Origin of the sequence: Microbacterium flavum, assembly GCF_018717645.1 — a bacterium.
Lineage (GTDB): Bacteria > Actinomycetota > Actinomycetes > Actinomycetales > Microbacteriaceae > Microbacterium > Microbacterium flavum.
The window spans coordinates 29333-46226 of record NZ_JAFLHG010000006.1; the positions used below are offsets into that span (position 1 = coordinate 29333).

Below are 16894 nucleotides of genomic sequence, written 5' to 3' on the forward strand. Positions count from 1 at the left end.
GATTGGAAGGAGACCGACCATGACCCCCACACCGGCACCCCCCGCGTGGGCGCACCGCACCACTGATGCCACCGTCGAGCAGTTGGCGGCGGTGGATGCGTGGTGGCGGGCGGCGAACTATCTGAGCATCGGCCAGATCTACCTGCAGGGTAACCCGCTGCTGCGCCACCGCCTCAGCCGGGACGATATCAAGCCGCGGCTGCTGGGCCATTGGGGCACCACCCCGGGCCTGAACTTCCTCTACGCCCACCTGAACCGTGCCATCCGCGACCGCGACCTGAACACCCTGTACGTGACCGGGCCCGGGCACGGCGGACCCGGCATGGTCGCCAACGCCTACCTGGACGGCACCTACACCGAACGCTACCCGGGCATCGACCGCACCGAAGAGGGGCTGCGGGCGTTGTTCCGGCAGTTCTCCTTCCCGGGCGGGATCCCCTCGCACGCGTCCCCGGAAACGCCCGGGTCGATCAACGAGGGCGGCGAGCTCGGCTACTCCCTCGTGCACGCCTACGGGGCCGCGTTCGACAACCCCGACCTGCTGGTCGCCTGCGTGATCGGTGACGGGGAGGCGGAGACCGGGCCGCTGGCGACCGCGTGGCACGGCAACAAGTTCCTCAACCCCGCCCATGACGGGGTGGTGCTGCCGATCCTGCATCTGAACGGGTACAAGATCGCCAACCCGACCGTGCTGTCGCGCATCCCCGAGGAGGAGCTTGTCGCGCTGCTGCGCGGCTACGGTCATCACCCCCACGTCGTCACTGTCGGCTTCGATGGGGAAACCCCGCGTGAGTCCCACGCGACGTTCGCGGCGGTGCTGGATGCGGTGCTGGATGAGATCGCGGACATCAAGGCCGCCGCGGCGGCCGGGACGCTGGAGGGGCGGCCGGCGTGGCCGGCGATCGTGCTGCGCAGCCCGAAGGGGTGGACCTGCCCGAAGATCATCGACGGTCTGCCGGTGGAGGGCACCTGGCGGGCACACCAGGTGCCGCTCGCCGAGGTCCGCGACAATCCCGAGCACCTGCGGATCCTCGAGGACTGGCTGGCGTCCTACCGCCCGCACGAGCTGTTCGACGTGACCGGCGCCCCCCGCCCGGCCACGGTCGCGATCGCCCCGGACGGGGATCGGCGGATGAGCGCGAACCCGGCCGGCAACGGCGGACAACTCACCGTCCCGCTGCGGCTCCCGGACTTCCACAAGCACGCCCACCCGGTCGACCCCGCCGCGCGCGGGGCGTCGACCGGCGAAGCGACCCGGACGTTGGGGGATTGGCTGGCGGGGGTGATCCGGGACAATCCGGACAACTTCCGCATCTTCGGCCCGGACGAGACCGCCTCCAACCGACTCGCCCCACCCGTCTACTCGGCGACGGGCAAGCAGTGGAACGCGGCCGTGGAGCCCGTCGACGAGCACCTGGCCCCGACTGGGCGGGTGATGGAGGTGCTCAGCGAGCACCAGTGCCAGGGCTGGCTCGAGGGCTACGTCCTGACCGGCCGGCATGGGCTGTTCAACTGCTACGAGGCGTTCACCCACATCGTCGACTCGATGTTCAACCAGCACGCCAAATGGCTGGAAGCGGCCCGGGAGGTGTCGTGGCGGGACCCGATCCCGAGCTTCAACTACCTGCTCTCCAGCCATGTCTGGCGGCAGGACCACAACGGGTTCTCTCACCAGGACCCCGGGTTCATCGACCTCGCCCTGAACAAGAGCCCCGACATCGTCCGCGTCTACCTGCCGTTCGACGCGAACACGCTGCTGTCCACCTACGACCACTGCCTGCGCTCGGCCGGGTACATCAACGTCGTCGTCGCCGGGAAGCAGCCCGCCCCGCAGTGGCTGACGATGGACGAGGCGATCGAGCACTGCACCCGCGGGCTGGGCATCCTGCCGTGGGCGGGCACGGAAACCGAGGGCACGGAGCCGGATGTGGTGCTCGCCGCCGCCGGCGACGTCCCCACCCTCGAGACCCTCGCCGCCGCGGCGCTGCTGCGCGAGCACATCCCCGATCTGAGAGTGCGGGTGGTGAACGTGGTCGACCTGACCCGGCTGCAATCCGAGGACCAGCACCCGCACGGTCTCCCGGACCGGGAGTTCGATGCGATCTTCACCCCCAACAAGCCGGTGATCTTCGCCTACCACGGCTACCCGTGGCTGATCCACCGACTCACCTACAACCGCGCCGGACACCAGAACCTGCACGTGCACGGCTTCCAGGAGCGCGGCACCACCACGACCCCGTTCGACATGGTCATGCTCAACGACCTCGACCGGTACCGGCTGGCGATCGACGTCCTCGACCACGTCCCGGGCCTCGCCGCCCGCCACGCGGAGCTGCGGCAGGAGCTGCAGGACGCCCGCCTGCATGCCCGCGCCCACACCCGTGAGCACGGCACCGACATCCCCGCCGTCGCCGACTGGCACTGGCCCCACCCCGACACCACCGACCCCACCATCCGGAAGGAACCGAAATGAGTGACACCAGAACCGTGACCCTGCAGGTCAGCGGCATGATCCGCGCGACCTCCAAGAACGTCACCGAAGCCCACCTGAGCCGACAACCCGGGGTGATCGCCGTGGACGCGAACCCGGTCTCGCAGACCGCGACCGTCACCTACGACCCCGAGACCACCTCGGTCGCGCACCTGCAGCAGTGGGTCATCGACTGCGGGTATCACTGCGCCGGCCAGTCCGTCCCCGACCATATCTGCGACCCCGCGCACGACCCGCACGACGAGGGTGCGCACGACCACAGCGCCCACCACGGCCCCGCAGCTGAGGGCGCACAAGAACCGCACGCGAGTCACGACGCGCACGAGGGCCACACGGATGCCACGGGTCACGCCAGCCACGCGGGCCATAAGGGTCCTGCGGGCTATCACGACGACCCCGTCCACGACCACGCCGCTGGCCACGACCACACGCACGCCCCGTCGGCGACGGCGGATGACGGTGAGCATGCCGGTCACCACGTCGAGCACGCCGGTCACACCGCGGCCGCGGGTGGGCACGATCATGGTGCAGCGTCGGGTCACAGTGCGCAGGAGATGATGGGCCACGGTGGGCATCACGGCGGGATGTCGATGGACGCGATGATCCGCGACATGCGCAACCGGTTCCTGGTCGCGCTGATCCTGTCGATCCCGATCACCCTGTGGTCTCCGATCGGGCGGGAGGTGATCGGATTCGAGGTGCCGGCACCGTTCGGGCTGCGCGATGACGTGTTCATGCTGATCCTGTCGCTGCCGGTGATCTTCTACTCGGCGTGGATCTTCTTCGACGGCGCCTACCGGGCGCTGCGCGCGAAGACCCTCGACATGATGGTGCTCGTCGCAGTCGGTGTCGGCGCCGGCTGGCTGTACTCCCTCGCGGTCACCCTCACCGGCGGCGGTGAAGTGTTCTACGAAGCCGCCACGGTGCTTGCCACCTTCGTGCTGCTGGGGCATTGGGTGGAGATGCGCGCCCGCGGCGGCGCGAACGACGCCATCCGCACCCTCCTGGAGCTCGCACCCTCGCAGGCGGTCGTGATCCGTGACGGGCAGGAGGTCGAGATCCCCACCAGCGAGGTCGTCCCGGGGGATCTGATGCTGGTGCGGCCGGGGGCCAAGATCCCCACCGACGGTGTCGTGGAATCCGGAGAGTCCGAGGTGGACGAGTCGATGGTCACCGGCGAGTCCATGCCGGTGGACAAAGCGCCCGGGTCGGAGGTGATCGGAGCGACCGTGAACACCGTCGGCACCCTCCGCGTCACAGCCACCAAAGTCGGCTCGGACACGGCGTTGGCGCAGATCGTGAAGCTCGTGCAGGAGGCGCAGAACTCCAAAGCCCCCGGGCAGCGCCTCGCCGACCGGGCAGCGTTCTGGCTCGTCCTGGTCGCCCTGATCGGCGGCACCCTCACCTTCCTGGTGTGGCTGCTCGCCGGCGCTGCAATCCCGATGGCGATCCTGTTCGCTATCACCGTCGTCGTCATCACCTGCCCCGACGCGCTCGGCCTCGCCACCCCGACGGCGATCATGGTCGGCACCGGGCTCGGCGCGAAACGGGGCGTGTTGTTCAAGAACGCCTCCGGGATCGAAACCGCCGCCCACATCGACACGGTCGTGTTCGACAAGACCGGCACCCTCACCAAGGGGGAGCCGGAGGTCACCGACTACATCCCCGTCGGCGGCGACGAGCTCGAGACTCTCTCCCTCGCGGTCGCGTTGGAGCGGGAATCCGAGCATCCTCTGGCGAAAGCGATCGTGAATTACGCCGACGCCCGCGACATCCCCCGTCGCACCGCGACCGCGTTCCGAAACGTCACCGGGCAGGGCGCGATCGCCACCGTCGACGGTCGACAGGTCGTCCTCGGCAACCCGCGCCTTCTCACCGGGGAGGGGATCGACATCAGCGGGGTGCAGGCCGCTCAGCAGGACCTGGCTGGGTCCGGCCGCACCGCGATCCTGTTCGCCGTGGACGGGCAAGTCGCCGGGATCATCGGTCTCGCCGACGCACCCCGGGACACCGCAAAGACCGCGATCGACGCTCTCCACGAGCAGGGCGTCGAGGTCGCAATGCTCACCGGGGACAACAAGCCCACCGCCGACCGGATCGCCGCTCTCCTCGGCATCGACACCGTGATCGCGGATGTGCTCCCCGAGGACAAGTCCGCGAAGGTCGCCGAGCTGCAGAAGGCGGGCAAGAAGGTCGCGATGGTCGGCGACGGCGTCAACGACGCCCCCGCCCTCGCCCAGGCCGACCTCGGCATCGCGATCGGCGCCGGCACCGACGTCGCCATCGAGACCGCCGACGTGGTCCTGATGCGCTCGGACCCGCTCGACGTTGCGATCGCACTCAAGATCGGCAAGGGCACACTGCGAAAGATGCGGCAGAACCTGGGCTGGGCCATCGGATACAACGCCGCCGCCCTCCCCATCGCCGCTGGCGTGTTCTATCCGGCGTTCGGGATCATGCTGTCCCCGGAGATCGCCGCCCTGTCGATGTCCGGTTCCTCCGTGATCGTCGCCGTCAACGCCCTCCTCCTCAAGCGGCTCCGCCTGCCCGCCCAGGCGCCCGCTGCGACGACCATGCAGAAGGAGCCCGAACATGCCTGACCGTCCGCTCTCTCCCACACCGTCCTCCCCGATGCTGCTGACCCGACGAGGTGTGCTCGGACTCGGACTGGGCGCCGTCGCGGCAGCCGTGCTCGCCTCCTGCACCCCCGCGCCGCAATGGGTGACACCCACCGGCGCAGCGGTGTCCGGCACGGAGAAGAACCGCGGCGGCACCGGCCGAGTCACCACCGTCGACCTCACCGCCGCCCCCACCACGCTCGACCTGGCCGGTACCGCCGCCGCCACCTGGGCGTTCGGAGGTATCCCCGCCCCGGTAATCCGGCTCACCGCAGGCGACACGCTGAAAGCGACCGTCCGCAACCAGCTCGACGCGGACACCTCCGTGCACTGGCACGGACTCGCCCTCCGCAACGACATGGATGGGGTCCCTCCGGTAACCCAAGCCCCCATCGCCCCGGGCGGACAGTTCGCATACGAGTTCGTCACCCCGCATCCGGGCACCTACTGGTTCCACCCCCACGTCGGCCCGCAACTGGACCACGGCCTCTACGGTGCGCTCATCATCGACGACCCGGACGAGAAGGTGACGTGGGACGACGAATGGGTGCTGATCCTCGACGACTGGCTCGACGGCGTCACCGCCACCCCGGACCAGGTCCTCACCGACCTCTCGAAGGGCATGGGAGACATGGGCGGGATGGGCGACATGTTCATGCGGATGGGGAACCTGCTGATGGGCGCCACCTCCGAGCTGCTCGGCGGCGACGCCGGCGACGTCTACTACCCGCAGTACCTCATCAACGGCAAACCCAAAGCCGACCCCGCCCAATTCACCGGCACTCCTGGTGCCCGGGTGCGGATCCGTGTCATCAGCGCCGGCAGCGACACCGCGTTCCGGTTCGCGATCGGCGGCCACACCCTGACGATCACCCACACCGACGGGTTCCCGGTGGATCCTGTCGAGGTCGACAGTGTCCTGATCGGGATGGGCGAACGCTACGACCTGCAGGTCACCCTGGACGATGGGGTGTTCCCTGTCGTCGCCGACGCGGAAGGCAAGCAGGATCGCGCGTTCGCGCTCGTTCGCACCGCCGCTGGCACGGCTCCGGCCAGCGACGTCCCCGTCGCCGAGCTCGGCACCGGCAGGGTCGGCACCGCTGCCGGACTGAGCGCGACCGCCTCCGTCACCCTGCACCAGGCATCCCCCGACCGGGTCGTGCACCTCGCGCTGACCGGGGGGATGGAGGCGTACGACTGGGGGATCAATGGGCGCCGGTTCGACATGAACGACCCGTTGCGGGACGCGCACGCGGTCAGTATGGGGGAGCGGGTGCAGTTGCGGATCCGCAATGACACCGAGATGTGGCATCCGTTCCACCTGCACGGCCACACCTACCAGCACGCGAACGGCGGCCCCCGGAAGGACACCTCCATCATCCTCCCGGGCCAGACCCTGACAGTCGACTTCGACGCCGACAACCCCGGCCAGTGGGTCGCGCACTGCCACAACATCTACCACGCCGAGACCGGCATGACCACGGTGCTCGGATACCAGTCATGAACCGCGCGTTCATCCCCAGCACGGGAGGATGATCGCGCGGGCGATCGGACGGCGGCGGCGGACGTCAAGTCTAAGTGGACTTCCTACTCTTATGTAGGGATCTGCCATTTCGCGCGGAATCCTGCTGACGAAACTGCTGCCAATTAGCGTGGAATCCCCGAGTTCTCCGCCACCTTGACCGGGAACCTACAGGTAGTAGGTAGGTGGTGGAGGTTCCGGTCGGAGTTGTCCATTTCGCAAACGAAATGTCCACGGTGTGTCCATCTGGACATTTCGGGCGAGCGCCGCGAGCTCTGACAGCATTGGCGGATGGCATTCACGATCAGGCAGCCGCGCTCGGGAGAGGCGTCCGCGATCGCCGATGTTCATGTCGCGACGTGGAGGGAGGCGTACTCCGATCTGCTCCCCGAGGACTACTTCTCGGAGGAGTACGTCGCCGGTCGTCACCGGATGTGGCAGCACGTTCTGACGCACCCGCGTGACGACATGCTCGTTCGCGTAGCTGAGGCCGATGGCGAGATCGTCGGATTCGCTTGGGTGGGTCCGGGTGAGGGTGTCAATGGCGAGGAGGCGCCTCGTGAGCGTCTCCTCTACGCGATCTACGTTCTGGCTGCACACTACGGGACGGGGATCGGCCAGGCGCTGCTGGACGAGGCGCTGGGGGATGGGCCGGCGATGCTGTGGGTGGCCAAAGAGAATCCGCGCGCGGCGGCCTTCTATCTCCGCAACGGGTTCCGTTTCGACGGCGTCGAACACGTCGACCCTCACGCGCCGTCGATTACCGACGCGCGGATGCTGCGATAGCCGTGTGGGAAACGGGCGACCGGTTCGATGCCGTCAAGGCTGCGGAATTGGAACTCCTCGACAGTGACGTCCGACGCGAGCCGGATCGAGTGCGCGAGCTCCTGCATCCCGATTTCGTCGAGATCGGACGCTCGGGCCGACGTTGGACGATGAGTGCAACGATCGCCGCCCTCGAGGCAGAGACATCGCGCATCCAACCCGAAACCGATGAGTGGCTGTTCAACGAGGTCTCGCCGTCGCTGATCTTGGTGACGTACCGCATCACCGGGGACGCCGGCAGCAGCAGGCATGCATCGTTGTGGGACCTCAGCGGCGCCATCCCGGTGGTGCGCTATCACCAGGGCACTACGGTCCGCGCGAACGACGAGTAGCGGGGATCCGCGAGGCGGATGAGCGGGGAATCCGCGAGGCGGATGAGCCCGAGATATCGTCGAGGATGCCCACCCGCATGCCTTGGACCTCGTTGCCCCGGACCGTCGTGGAGTGGGTCGAAGAGGAACTCGGCGGGAGAGTCGTCACCACGAAGCCGCAGCAGAACGGGTTCTCATCCGGATCCGCCGACCGCGTGGTATCCGAGAACGGGCGCAGAGCCTTCGTGAAGACCGTGTCGCGCAGTCGCAACGCCGCGACCTTGGAGCTTCACCGAAGAGAGGCCGCAGTCATGCGGATGCTCCCAAGTGAGGTGCGGGCACCGGCCCTGCTCGGCGTCTTCGATGATGACGAGTGGATCGCACTCATGCTGAACGACATCGAAGGCGTTCATCCGGGCGGGGAGCGTGGTGCCGACATACACGCCGTGCTCGACGCGATCGCACAGCTTCCGGCTGCAGCGGGACTTCACGGCGCCCTTCCGAACCTTCATGAAGAACTGGCCGACGACTTCAACGCCTGGACCCGCCTCGTCGCGGACGGTGCCCACGAGACCCTGCCCCCGCTCGCGCTCACGATCCGCGATCGGATGATCGACGCTGCGGTCGGAGCCTCGGAAGCTGTGACTGGCGAGCATCTGGTTCACCTCGACTGCCGTGCCGACAACATCCTGATCGACGGGTCGGGTTCAGCGTGGCTCATCGATTGGCCCTGGGCGTCGGTCGGAGCACGATGGTTTGACGGCGTCACCTACCTCCTCGACGTCGTGATGCGCGGTGAGCTTGTCGACGTCGACGAGTACCTGAGCCATCAACTCTTCCAAGACCTCACGCCCGAGCAGCTGGATGCCGTGCTCGCCGCCCTCGCGGGCACGTTCTACAACAACTGCCGACAACCCGCGCCAGCCAACATGCCCACGCTGCGTGCGTTTCAGCGAGCTGAGGCGGATGCCGCCGTGACTTGGCTGACTCGCCGGTGGGCATAGCGTGGACAACATGCCCCGCGCCCCACGAAGGTCTCCGCGGACACTCTGCCTCTGACGCCGTAGGCGTTGGCTCAATCGCGTGGACATCTCCGGGCGGTACCTACAGGTGGAGGGAATCTCTGGAGATGTCCATTTCGCGCGGGACTCGTCCACGCGATGTCCATATGGACATTCCTCCGTATGTGGTCACGCAGTCTTGTGTGACCACGCAGTGCGGGGACCCCGGTCGATGGCGCGGGCGACGGCGTAGGCTGAGCGCATGAGTGGATGGAGTGGCTACTGATTCGGTCCGCCGTCGAGTATCGCCGCTCGCGCGGTATGGCCCACGCGCCGCAGAACACTGAGTAAAGAGCTCTGCCTGCTCGACGCCGGATGCAGGCAGCACCGTTGACCCGCCCCTGAGGGAGACCCCGTGAGCATCGGACTCATCGTCCTGGACATCCTGATCATGGTGGCGGCGACCGTCGCTGCGATGGCGCTGATCGGTGCCTTTGCGCGACGCGTGCTGGGCATGCGGGTGGGTGTCGGCCGGATCTTGCTCGCCGGCATCATCGGCCTCGGCGCCGGTGTCGGCTTCGAGTCGCGGTTCGTTTGGGGCGTGACCGACTACAGCCCCGCCCTGATCCCGGTGCAGATCGGCATCATTCTCCTCGTCGCGATCGCGTTCCTCGTGATCGCAGAACTCATCGTTCCCCAGGGCACGATCCCACGTCCCGACCAGTGGGCGACAGGGGTGCGACACGGCGCGCAGCGGTCTCGGCGTTACACGGAGCTCGTCCGCATCGCTATGCGGCACAAGCTCATCCCGTTCACCCTCGATACCGCTCCCACTCCGGCGGGGAGCGCCGAACGCACACGACAGGCGACGGCGCTGCGTTCGGCACTGGAAGATGCTGGCGGCGCGCTCGTGAAGCTCGGGCAGATCCTGTCCACCCGCACCGATGTGCTTCCGATCGAGTTCACGACGCAGCTGAGCCTGCTTCAGCAGAACGTCCCGCCCGTGCCGTGGGTCCAGATCGCCGCCGAGCTCGAGTCCGAGCTGGGCAGGCCGCTCACCTCCGTGTTCACGACCATCGACGAGACGCCGCTCGCCGCGGCATCCATCGGTCAGCTCCATCTTGCGACGCTCGTCACCGGCGAACGGGTCGCGGTCAAGGTGCAGCGGCCAGGGATCGTGCCGCTGGTCGAGCGCGACATCGACATCACGCGCCGGGTTGCCAAGCGCCTCGTCGAGTCGACGACGTGGGCACGGCAATTCGGGCTCGGCGACCTGGCCGAGAGCCTCGCGCTGAACCTCGTCGACGAGCTCGACTATCGCATCGAGGCGTCAAACATTGCCGCGATGGAGTTCACCCAGGGTCATCACCCCCCAGCCGAGCGGGTGCGGATCCCGCATCGCTTCGCGGGCCTCTGCACGGAGCGCGTCCTCGTCATGGAATTCATGCCGGGCAGGACGCTCAGCGACCCGGCTTCCGTCTCGACGCTCGACGACGCGACGCGCACCGCACTCGCCTCTGGGCTGTTCCGCTCGTCGCTCACCCAGATCATGGATGACGGCGTCTTCCACTCCGACCTTCATCCCGGCAACGTCATGTTGACGCCCGAGCACGAGCTCGCGCTGATCGACTTCGGATCGGTCGGGCGACTGGATTCCGAGGTGCGCGCCCACATCACCGATGTGCTGCTTGCCTTCGCTCGCAGTGACTCTCGAGCGTTCGCGGATTCCCTGATGGCGTTCGTCGAGTTGCCCGACGACCTCGACGAGGTTGCGCTGCGGCGTCAGATCGGTGATTTCATGTCGCGGCACCTCGGGCCGGGAGCCGCCATCGACGTCTCAGCGTTCACGCGGATCATCTTCGTCCTCAGTGAGAATCGGCTCACCGTGCCCGCCGAGCTCACCGTCGCGTTCCGTGCGGTCGCGACGCTCGAAGGAACCCTGCGGGTCCTGAGCCCCGACTTCGACTTCGTTGCCGAGGCCGCGAGGTACGCGAGAGAGCGCGTTGCGAGCGCGCAGCGGCCTCGAGCGATCGTGGGTGCCGTGACCGACGAGCTCGCAGGGCTCCTCCCGCTCGTCCGCCGCCTGCCGTACCGAGTCGACCGGATCACGGGTGACCTCGCGGACGGTCGACTGAGCGTCAACGTTCGACTCTTCGCCGATCGTCGGGATCGTTCGCTGCTGCGCGAGGTCACCAGCCTCGCCGCGCTCACCTTCCTCGCGGGTGTCTTCGGGATCATGGCGTCGATGCTGCTCACGACGACGGTCGGCCCGGCGATCACCGACACGATCAGCCTGTTCCAGCTCTTCGGCTACCTCCTCGTCGTCGCTTCCGGCGTGCTGACCCTCCGCGTGCTGTTCGACGTGTTCCGCAGACGGGATCAGTATCGGGGGTGAAGCCCTCCATCGGACGATCACCCGGGTCTGACTCTCCTGCGGGATCCGGATGCCGATGCTCGGACGGCGGGCGTTGGTTGCGCGACGTAGTTGTCGTTCTACGATGTGGTCATGCGTCTACTCCTGCTCTCGCGTGGCGCCAGTCGGCATCCAGAGTGCATCGGGCGACGACTGGGCGGTACTTCGTGAGGTCGAAACGGGGTCCTGGCTGGGTCACGCTCATCAGGGGCGGGGCATCGGCCGACGGATGCGTGCGTTGATGCTGACTTTCTGCTTCGAGGCGTTGAAGGCGGACAGTGTGGTGTCAACTGCCTTCACGGACAACGTCGCATCGAACGCAGTCTCGCTGCGCACGGGGTACCAGGTCGACGGGATTCAGCGTGTCGTGCGCGATGACCGGTTCCACGCGGAGTCGTGCACATCGCAGACCACGTGTCCACGCTGCGTCCATCCGGACATTCCTCGCCCGGGCCGCGCTTGACCTTGCCCCGAGGGTCAAGGTTTACCGTCGTCGTAGGAGGTGAGCCGTGCGCATAAGTGAGCTCGCAGGGCGCGCAGGTGTGACGACCAAAGCCGTCCGGTACTACGAGCGACTGGGCCTGATCGCGTCGCCTCGCGCGTCGAACGGATACCGGGAGTACAGCACGGAGCACCTGCGGGTGGTGCAGGAGATCCGGGAGCTCGCGGATGCGGGAATCCCCGCGAGCAGAGCGCACCCGTTCATCGACTGCCTCGAAGCGGGCCACGCGCACAGCGATGACTGTGTGTCATCGCTCGCGACGTACCGAGACACCATCAGCGAACTCGATCGCATGATCGCGTTGCTTTCCGAGCGACGCGACCGTCTGTCAACTCGGCTGCACGACAGCGCGCGTCGCACTTTCCCGGAGGAGAACATCATGATCGACCACAGCGTGCTGCCCGAAGGCTTGCCCGAACCCGCCGACGACGGGCGAGCCGACCACCTGCCTGGCCTTTCGATGCCGGAGATCCCGCTGGCTACCAGCGACGCGGGCACCGTCAACCTCGCAGGTCTCGGCTCGGGTCGAACCGTGATCTACCTCTACCCGCTGACCGGAAGACCGGGTACGGATCTGCCAGACGGGTGGGATGCCATTCCCGGCGCGCGCGGATGCTCCACCGAGGCGTGCGACTTCCGCGACCACTTCGACGACCTCCGCAGTCTCGGAGTGAAGCGTGTCTACGGACTCTCGAGTCAGATCCCCGAATACCAAGCTGAGGTCGTCGACCGGCTGCGTTTGCCGTTCACGATGATGTCGGATCCGGATTTCCGGCTGCAACAGGCGCTCGACCTTCCGACCTTCGCGGCTCCCGGCCACGACCGGCTCTACGCACGGCTCACCCTCGTCGTCCGAGACGGAGCGATCGAGCATGTCTTCTATCCCATCTTCCCGCCGGACACCCATGCTCAGCAGGTGCTCGATTGGATACGCGCCAACCCTGAGCCGGCTGCGGTCGACGCCGGCCACGGGACATGACTCGCCGAACCACGAGAACACCATCGGGGCGCCTGTCGAGCGCATCCGAGCGGTGAGAGCATGGGGCGTGCTGTCACCACAATCGCTCGCTGAGGCAGACCGGCGTCTTGTCGCCGGGTGGGCGGCGGAGTGCGCGGAGCGGGTCCTTCCGTACTTCGAGCGGGAGGCGCCGGACGACGACCGCCCCCGCGACGCGATCGCCCGAGCCCGCGCGTACGCCCGGGGCGACCTCGATTCTGCGGGTGAGATCCGTCGTCGCTTCGTCGCGGGTCGTGCCGCCGGTGCGGTACTCGCGCCGGCGGCGATCGCCGCCGCTCGGTCCGCCGCTCAGGCGGCCGGTGTCGCGCACATGGGTGCGCACGCTCTGGGTGCGGCGGCCTATGCGGCGAAGGCTGTCAGCATCGCACGGCCCGACGCCGTGGACGCCGAGCTCGACTGGCAGGTGGGCCGGATGACACCGGAGGTGCGCGCGGCGTTGCGGCTTCTGCCTCCTGTCGGCGAAGACTCCGCGGGACCCTTCGTCGCGGGCGGGCTGCTGGATCGCGGCTTCCTCGGCTCGACCATCAGGGTGTTGCAGGCTCGGGCCGCTGGCGCGCGCTGAGCCCGCGAGCCCGATGCGGGAGCGGGCGGGCGGGGCGGATGTACGCTCGCAAAATGCGCGTCGAGTTCGACTCTGTGCTGTTCCGGTCGCCGGATCCGGAGCGCGCGGCAGCGTTCTGGGCCTACGTGTTCGGTCGGACCGCGGCCGAGGACGGCGGGGAGTGGCATATCGTCGCGGCCGTCGGCCAGATCGGGCTCCGCTTCGGGTATGGCGGCACGCATGGCGACATGCCGAATCGCCTCCACCTCCACCTGAGCCAAACCCGACGCGATCAGCGGCGAACCATCGCGACCTGTGTGGATGCCGGGGGGGGCGGCTGCAGGGCAACGGCCACGTGCCACCGGGCGGCTTCGCCGTGATGGCCGACCCCGTCGGGGTCGAATTCGAGCTGCGGACGGTGTTCGCCGGGTGAGCGATCTGCTCGCACCCACGTGTCGCGACGCGCGGGGGGCGCGCCGGAGCGGGCAGTGGCGGCATCATCTTGATATGACTGAGCACCTCACCGCCGCGCGGCTGCGCGGGATCCCCTCGTTGACGGGAGAACCGCGGAGCCTCGCGCTCGACGATCTCCCCATCGACCCCGCGGCTCTCTTCGTCGGGTGGCTCGAGGACGCCATCGAGGCCGGGGTTGCCGAGCCGCATGCGGCCACACTGGCGACCGTCGACCGAGACGGAATGCCGGACGCCAGGACGCTGATCCTGAAGGGCCTGGACGAGCGGGGTTGGGCCGTGGCGGGGTCGCGGTCTTCGCGCAAGGGAGAACAGCTGGCGGTCCAGCCTGCTGCTGCGCTCAACTTCTGGTGGCAGCCGATCATGCGCGCCGTGCGCGTACGCGGGCTCGTTGCGGAGGCGTCTCGCGCCGACAGTGAGGCTGATCTCGCTGCCCGTTCGGCGACAGCCCGCGTCGGAATCGATCCGGATGAGTGGGTCCTGTGGCGCATCCACCCGGTCCGTGCGGAGTTCTGGCAGGGTGCGCTGGATCGCAGCCACCGCCGCGTGGTGTACACCCGGACAAACATCGGATGGTCTATCGACCGGGGTGACGGTCAGCGCGAGAATGCCGACAGCCGAAACGGAGATGAGCAGTGAGCGACTACGAAGTCACATCCATCGGGAGTCTCGACGCGTGGCGGGAACACTACGGCGGATTCGACGCGGCCCGGTCGCGCGATGGCAGACGAGTGGTCGATCACGAGCTGACGATGACGTACATCGGGCTCACCGCGAACGCTCTCGAGCCGGGGGAGGAGGCCGGGTACTGGCACAGTCACGCGCGCATCGAGGAGCTCTACGTGTTCCTCGAGGGGTTCGGCGAGATGGGGCTGGACGACGACCTCATCCAGGTGTCCGGGGGCAGCGTCGTCCGGGTGGGGCCCGGTGTCTGGCGCACGTGGCGGGCGCGGCCCGACAGCACCGGTCAGCTGCGGTGGCTCTGCATCCGCGCCGGCGGAGAGCAGTTGCCCGACCTGCCGGATGACAGCTCGCGCAACCCGGAGAAGCCGATGCCCTGGGCGGTCGAGGAGTGACGCTGCCTCTGCCGGATCCGGATGACACTCCACTCCTGAGGCCCCCACCCACCTGGTGACCGGGCGGTCCCGGCTGCCGTGCCGGCGACGCCGAGGCGAATGGTGATCGCCAGCACCGGCGAGCGTCGATATCCCCCTCGCGGGGGATCTCCGCGAGGCGCGACGGCGATACGTTCGGTCCATGAGCGATGAGGTGGGCGGGGCCGAAGCCGCACAGGGTGAGCAAGCGCGTCTCCGCGCACTCATGAGGTGGTTCGTGTGTGCTTCGGGGGCGGTGCTGGTCGCTCTCATCGCCTGGTCGATCGTCGCAGCCGCGAACGGGTCGGGCGCGGGCATGGTCGCCGCGAGTTCCGGCTCCGTCGCTGTGGTCCTGGCGTCGACCACCGGCTATCTCGCCATGAAGAAGAGGTTGGATCAGCTCGTGACACCCCGCGCCGATCCCTGACGCGGAAACGATGTCACGGTGCGCCCCTCCCGCGGAAACACGGCCATCGCCTCGGCATCCCGTGCCGGGGCGCCGCGCAGTTGCTCGGCCGGTCGGCCGTGGAGTTCCGTCGCGCGGGCGCCCTCCGCCTTCGGTCAACCCGCGGGGAACCGAGGGTCGCGGCCGTAGTCCTCGAGCCGGGCATCCCCGGCCGCGCGGACCTGAGCGGGCGCATCATCGCCGATCAGCACGCGGAGGCGATGGTCCGCGCTGTCGGCGATGTGCGCGAGGATCGCGGTCGCGGCATCCTGCGGCGCCATGCCGCCGGCGGGCTCGCCCTCGGGCCAAGGCACCTCGGCGGTGCCGAACAGCTCCGTCCGCAGAGCGTCGTACGCGCTCAGGGGCGAGCTGAACCGCATGCTGGCGCCGGACCAATCGGTGTCGAGGGCGCCCGGTTCGATGAGCGAGACGCGGATGCCGAAGCGGTGGACCTCCGCGGCCATCGCCTCGCTGAAGCCTTCGAGCCCCCACTTCGTCGCGTTGTAGAGGCCGAGCAGCGGCATCGTCCCCACGGCCCCGACGGTCGAGATCTGCACGATGTGGCCGCGCGACTGCGCGCGCATGATCGGGATGACCGCCTGGCTCACCCACAGCGGGCCCAGCAGATTCGTGTCCACGATCCGCCGGGCGTCGTCCTCGGATGCCTCCTCTATCGCGCCGATCACGCCGTAGCCCGCGTTGTTCACGACCACATCGATCCGTCCGAGCTGCGCCGCCGCCGCGTCCACGGTCGCGCGAACCGCGGCACGGTCCCGGATGTCGAGAGTCCGGACGGTGAGGTGCTCGTGCGCAGGGAGGGCGTGCGTGCCGCGCACCGTCGCGACGACCGTGTGACCGGCCTGCAGCGCAGCCAGGGTGAGCGCGCGCCCGAGGCCCCGGCTTGCGCCTGTGATCAGCCAGATCAGCGGTGTCGTCATCCCTCCACCCTAGCCATAACTGGACGCGCCGTCTCGTTTCAAGGTCTAGGATCGAGCGCATGGCACGTCCACGCACTCGCAGCAGGGTTCATGAGGCCGTGCTGGCACTTGCGCGGGACACCCCCATCGGATCGATGTCGATGGAGGGGATCGCCGCGCGCGCGGGGGTGAGCAAGCAGACCCTTTACCGCACGTGGCCCTCGGTCGGCGCGATCCTCTTCGACGCGCTCCTCGCGCGCAGCGTCGACGAGCACGGGGCGGTCACCGTGCCCGACACCGGTGATCTCGCCGGCGATCTCGCAGCGCTCGCCGAGGCGACCGTCGCCGAGCTGACCGACCCCCTGCAGGAGCCGCTCCTGCGTGGGGTGACGGCGGCGCTGCAGGCGGACCGGGCGCTCGCTGCGCAGTATCGGGACCTGCTGCTGCGCCCCCAACTCGCGGGGATCGCCGACCGGCTCCGCCGCGGTGGGGTCGATGACCCCGATGACGTCGCCGAGCTGTTCGTCGGCGCCATCCTTCACCGCTGGCTGTTGCGCAACGGGACCTTCGACCGGGGGTGGGTGCGCAGGCACGTCGCACGCACGCTGCGCGGGGCGGGAGATTCCGGGGTCGGCTGAGCGTGATGGGCGGCCGACTTCTTCCGGCCATCCCGGTGGCGATGGGTCGCACCGGCGGGCTACTCTGATCCCGCGCGGGTGGGGTCA

General features: G+C 68.4%; 16 protein-coding genes. 15 read left to right on the top strand and 1 reads right to left on the bottom strand.

Annotation, left to right across the window (positions count from 1 at the left end; translation table 11 throughout):
* The first annotated feature begins 19 nt into the window (after positions 1-19).
* From J0P97_RS07640 to J0P97_RS07705, 14 genes are all read left to right on the top strand, one after another.
* Complete coding sequence (locus J0P97_RS07640; RefSeq protein ID WP_215487180.1) at positions 20-2473, top strand: phosphoketolase family protein; 2454 nt, start codon at positions 20-22, stop codon at positions 2471-2473.
* Positions 2470-5091 (top strand): heavy metal translocating P-type ATPase, encoded by a 2622-nt coding sequence (locus tag J0P97_RS07645; RefSeq protein WP_215487181.1) that lies wholly within the window; start codon positions 2470-2472, stop codon positions 5089-5091. Before J0P97_RS07640 ends, J0P97_RS07645 begins: the two co-directional genes overlap by 4 nt.
* Positions 5084-6613: a multicopper oxidase family protein gene (locus J0P97_RS07650; protein WP_215487182.1), complete on the top strand. Its 1530-nt coding sequence runs from the start codon at positions 5084-5086 to the stop codon at positions 6611-6613. Before J0P97_RS07645 ends, J0P97_RS07650 begins: the two co-directional genes overlap by 8 nt.
* Positions 6614-6922: 309 nt before the next feature.
* Positions 6923-7417 (top strand): GNAT family N-acetyltransferase, encoded by a 495-nt coding sequence (locus J0P97_RS07655; protein ID WP_215487183.1) that lies wholly within the window; start codon positions 6923-6925, stop codon positions 7415-7417.
* A gap of 2 nt (positions 7418-7419) precedes the next feature.
* Positions 7420-7788 carry a nuclear transport factor 2 family protein gene (locus tag J0P97_RS07660; protein WP_282838253.1) on the top strand — a complete coding sequence of 123 codons (369 nt, stop codon included), beginning with the start codon at positions 7420-7422 and terminating at the stop codon, positions 7786-7788.
* Between the two features lie 77 nt (positions 7789-7865).
* Positions 7866-8771 carry a phosphotransferase family protein gene (locus J0P97_RS07665; protein ID WP_246540028.1) on the top strand — a complete coding sequence of 302 codons (906 nt, stop codon included), beginning with the start codon at positions 7866-7868 and terminating at the stop codon, positions 8769-8771.
* 412 nt (positions 8772-9183) lie between these two features.
* Entirely contained in the window at positions 9184-11163 is a 1980-nt protein-coding gene (locus J0P97_RS07670) for an ABC1 kinase family protein (RefSeq protein WP_215487187.1), read from the top strand.
* Positions 11164-11266: 103 nt separating this feature from the next.
* Positions 11267-11644: a GNAT family N-acetyltransferase gene (locus J0P97_RS16015; protein WP_372449681.1), complete on the top strand. Its 378-nt coding sequence runs from the start codon at positions 11267-11269 to the stop codon at positions 11642-11644.
* Positions 11645-11690: 46 nt separating this feature from the next.
* Entirely contained in the window at positions 11691-12662 is a 972-nt protein-coding gene (locus J0P97_RS15905) for a MerR family transcriptional regulator (protein WP_215487189.1), read from the top strand.
* Positions 12663-12729: 67 nt separating this feature from the next.
* A complete protein-coding gene (locus tag J0P97_RS07685; RefSeq protein WP_215487191.1) occupies positions 12730-13263 on the top strand; it encodes a putative immunity protein in 534 nt (177 codons plus the stop codon).
* 53 nt (positions 13264-13316) lie between these two features.
* On the top strand, positions 13317-13622 hold the full coding sequence (locus J0P97_RS07690) for a VOC family protein (protein WP_215487193.1): 306 nt from the start codon (positions 13317-13319) through the stop codon (positions 13620-13622).
* Positions 13623-13749: 127 nt separating this feature from the next.
* Positions 13750-14352 (top strand): pyridoxine/pyridoxamine 5'-phosphate oxidase, encoded by a 603-nt coding sequence (locus J0P97_RS07695; protein ID WP_215487194.1) that lies wholly within the window; start codon positions 13750-13752, stop codon positions 14350-14352.
* Positions 14349-14789, top strand: a complete 441-nt coding sequence (locus J0P97_RS07700) for a cupin domain-containing protein (RefSeq protein WP_215487196.1) — start codon at positions 14349-14351, stop codon at positions 14787-14789. The genes J0P97_RS07695 and J0P97_RS07700 overlap by 4 nt, the downstream gene beginning before the upstream one ends.
* Positions 14790-14970: 181 nt before the next feature.
* The gene (locus J0P97_RS07705) at positions 14971-15234 is read left to right on the top strand and encodes a hypothetical protein (protein WP_215487197.1); all 264 of its coding nucleotides are present in this window, start codon (positions 14971-14973) and stop codon (positions 15232-15234) included.
* A gap of 134 nt (positions 15235-15368) precedes the next feature.
* On the opposite strand, the gene J0P97_RS07710 is transcribed toward J0P97_RS07705, so the two are convergent.
* On the bottom strand, positions 15369-16190 hold the full coding sequence (locus J0P97_RS07710; RefSeq protein ID WP_246540029.1) for an SDR family NAD(P)-dependent oxidoreductase: 822 nt from the start codon (positions 16188-16190) through the stop codon (positions 15369-15371).
* A gap of 59 nt (positions 16191-16249) precedes the next feature.
* Between J0P97_RS07710 and J0P97_RS07715 the strand changes: the two genes are divergently transcribed.
* Complete coding sequence (locus J0P97_RS07715; RefSeq protein WP_215487199.1) at positions 16250-16807, top strand: TetR/AcrR family transcriptional regulator; 558 nt, start codon at positions 16250-16252, stop codon at positions 16805-16807.
* The last annotated feature ends 87 nt before the right edge of the window (positions 16808-16894 follow it).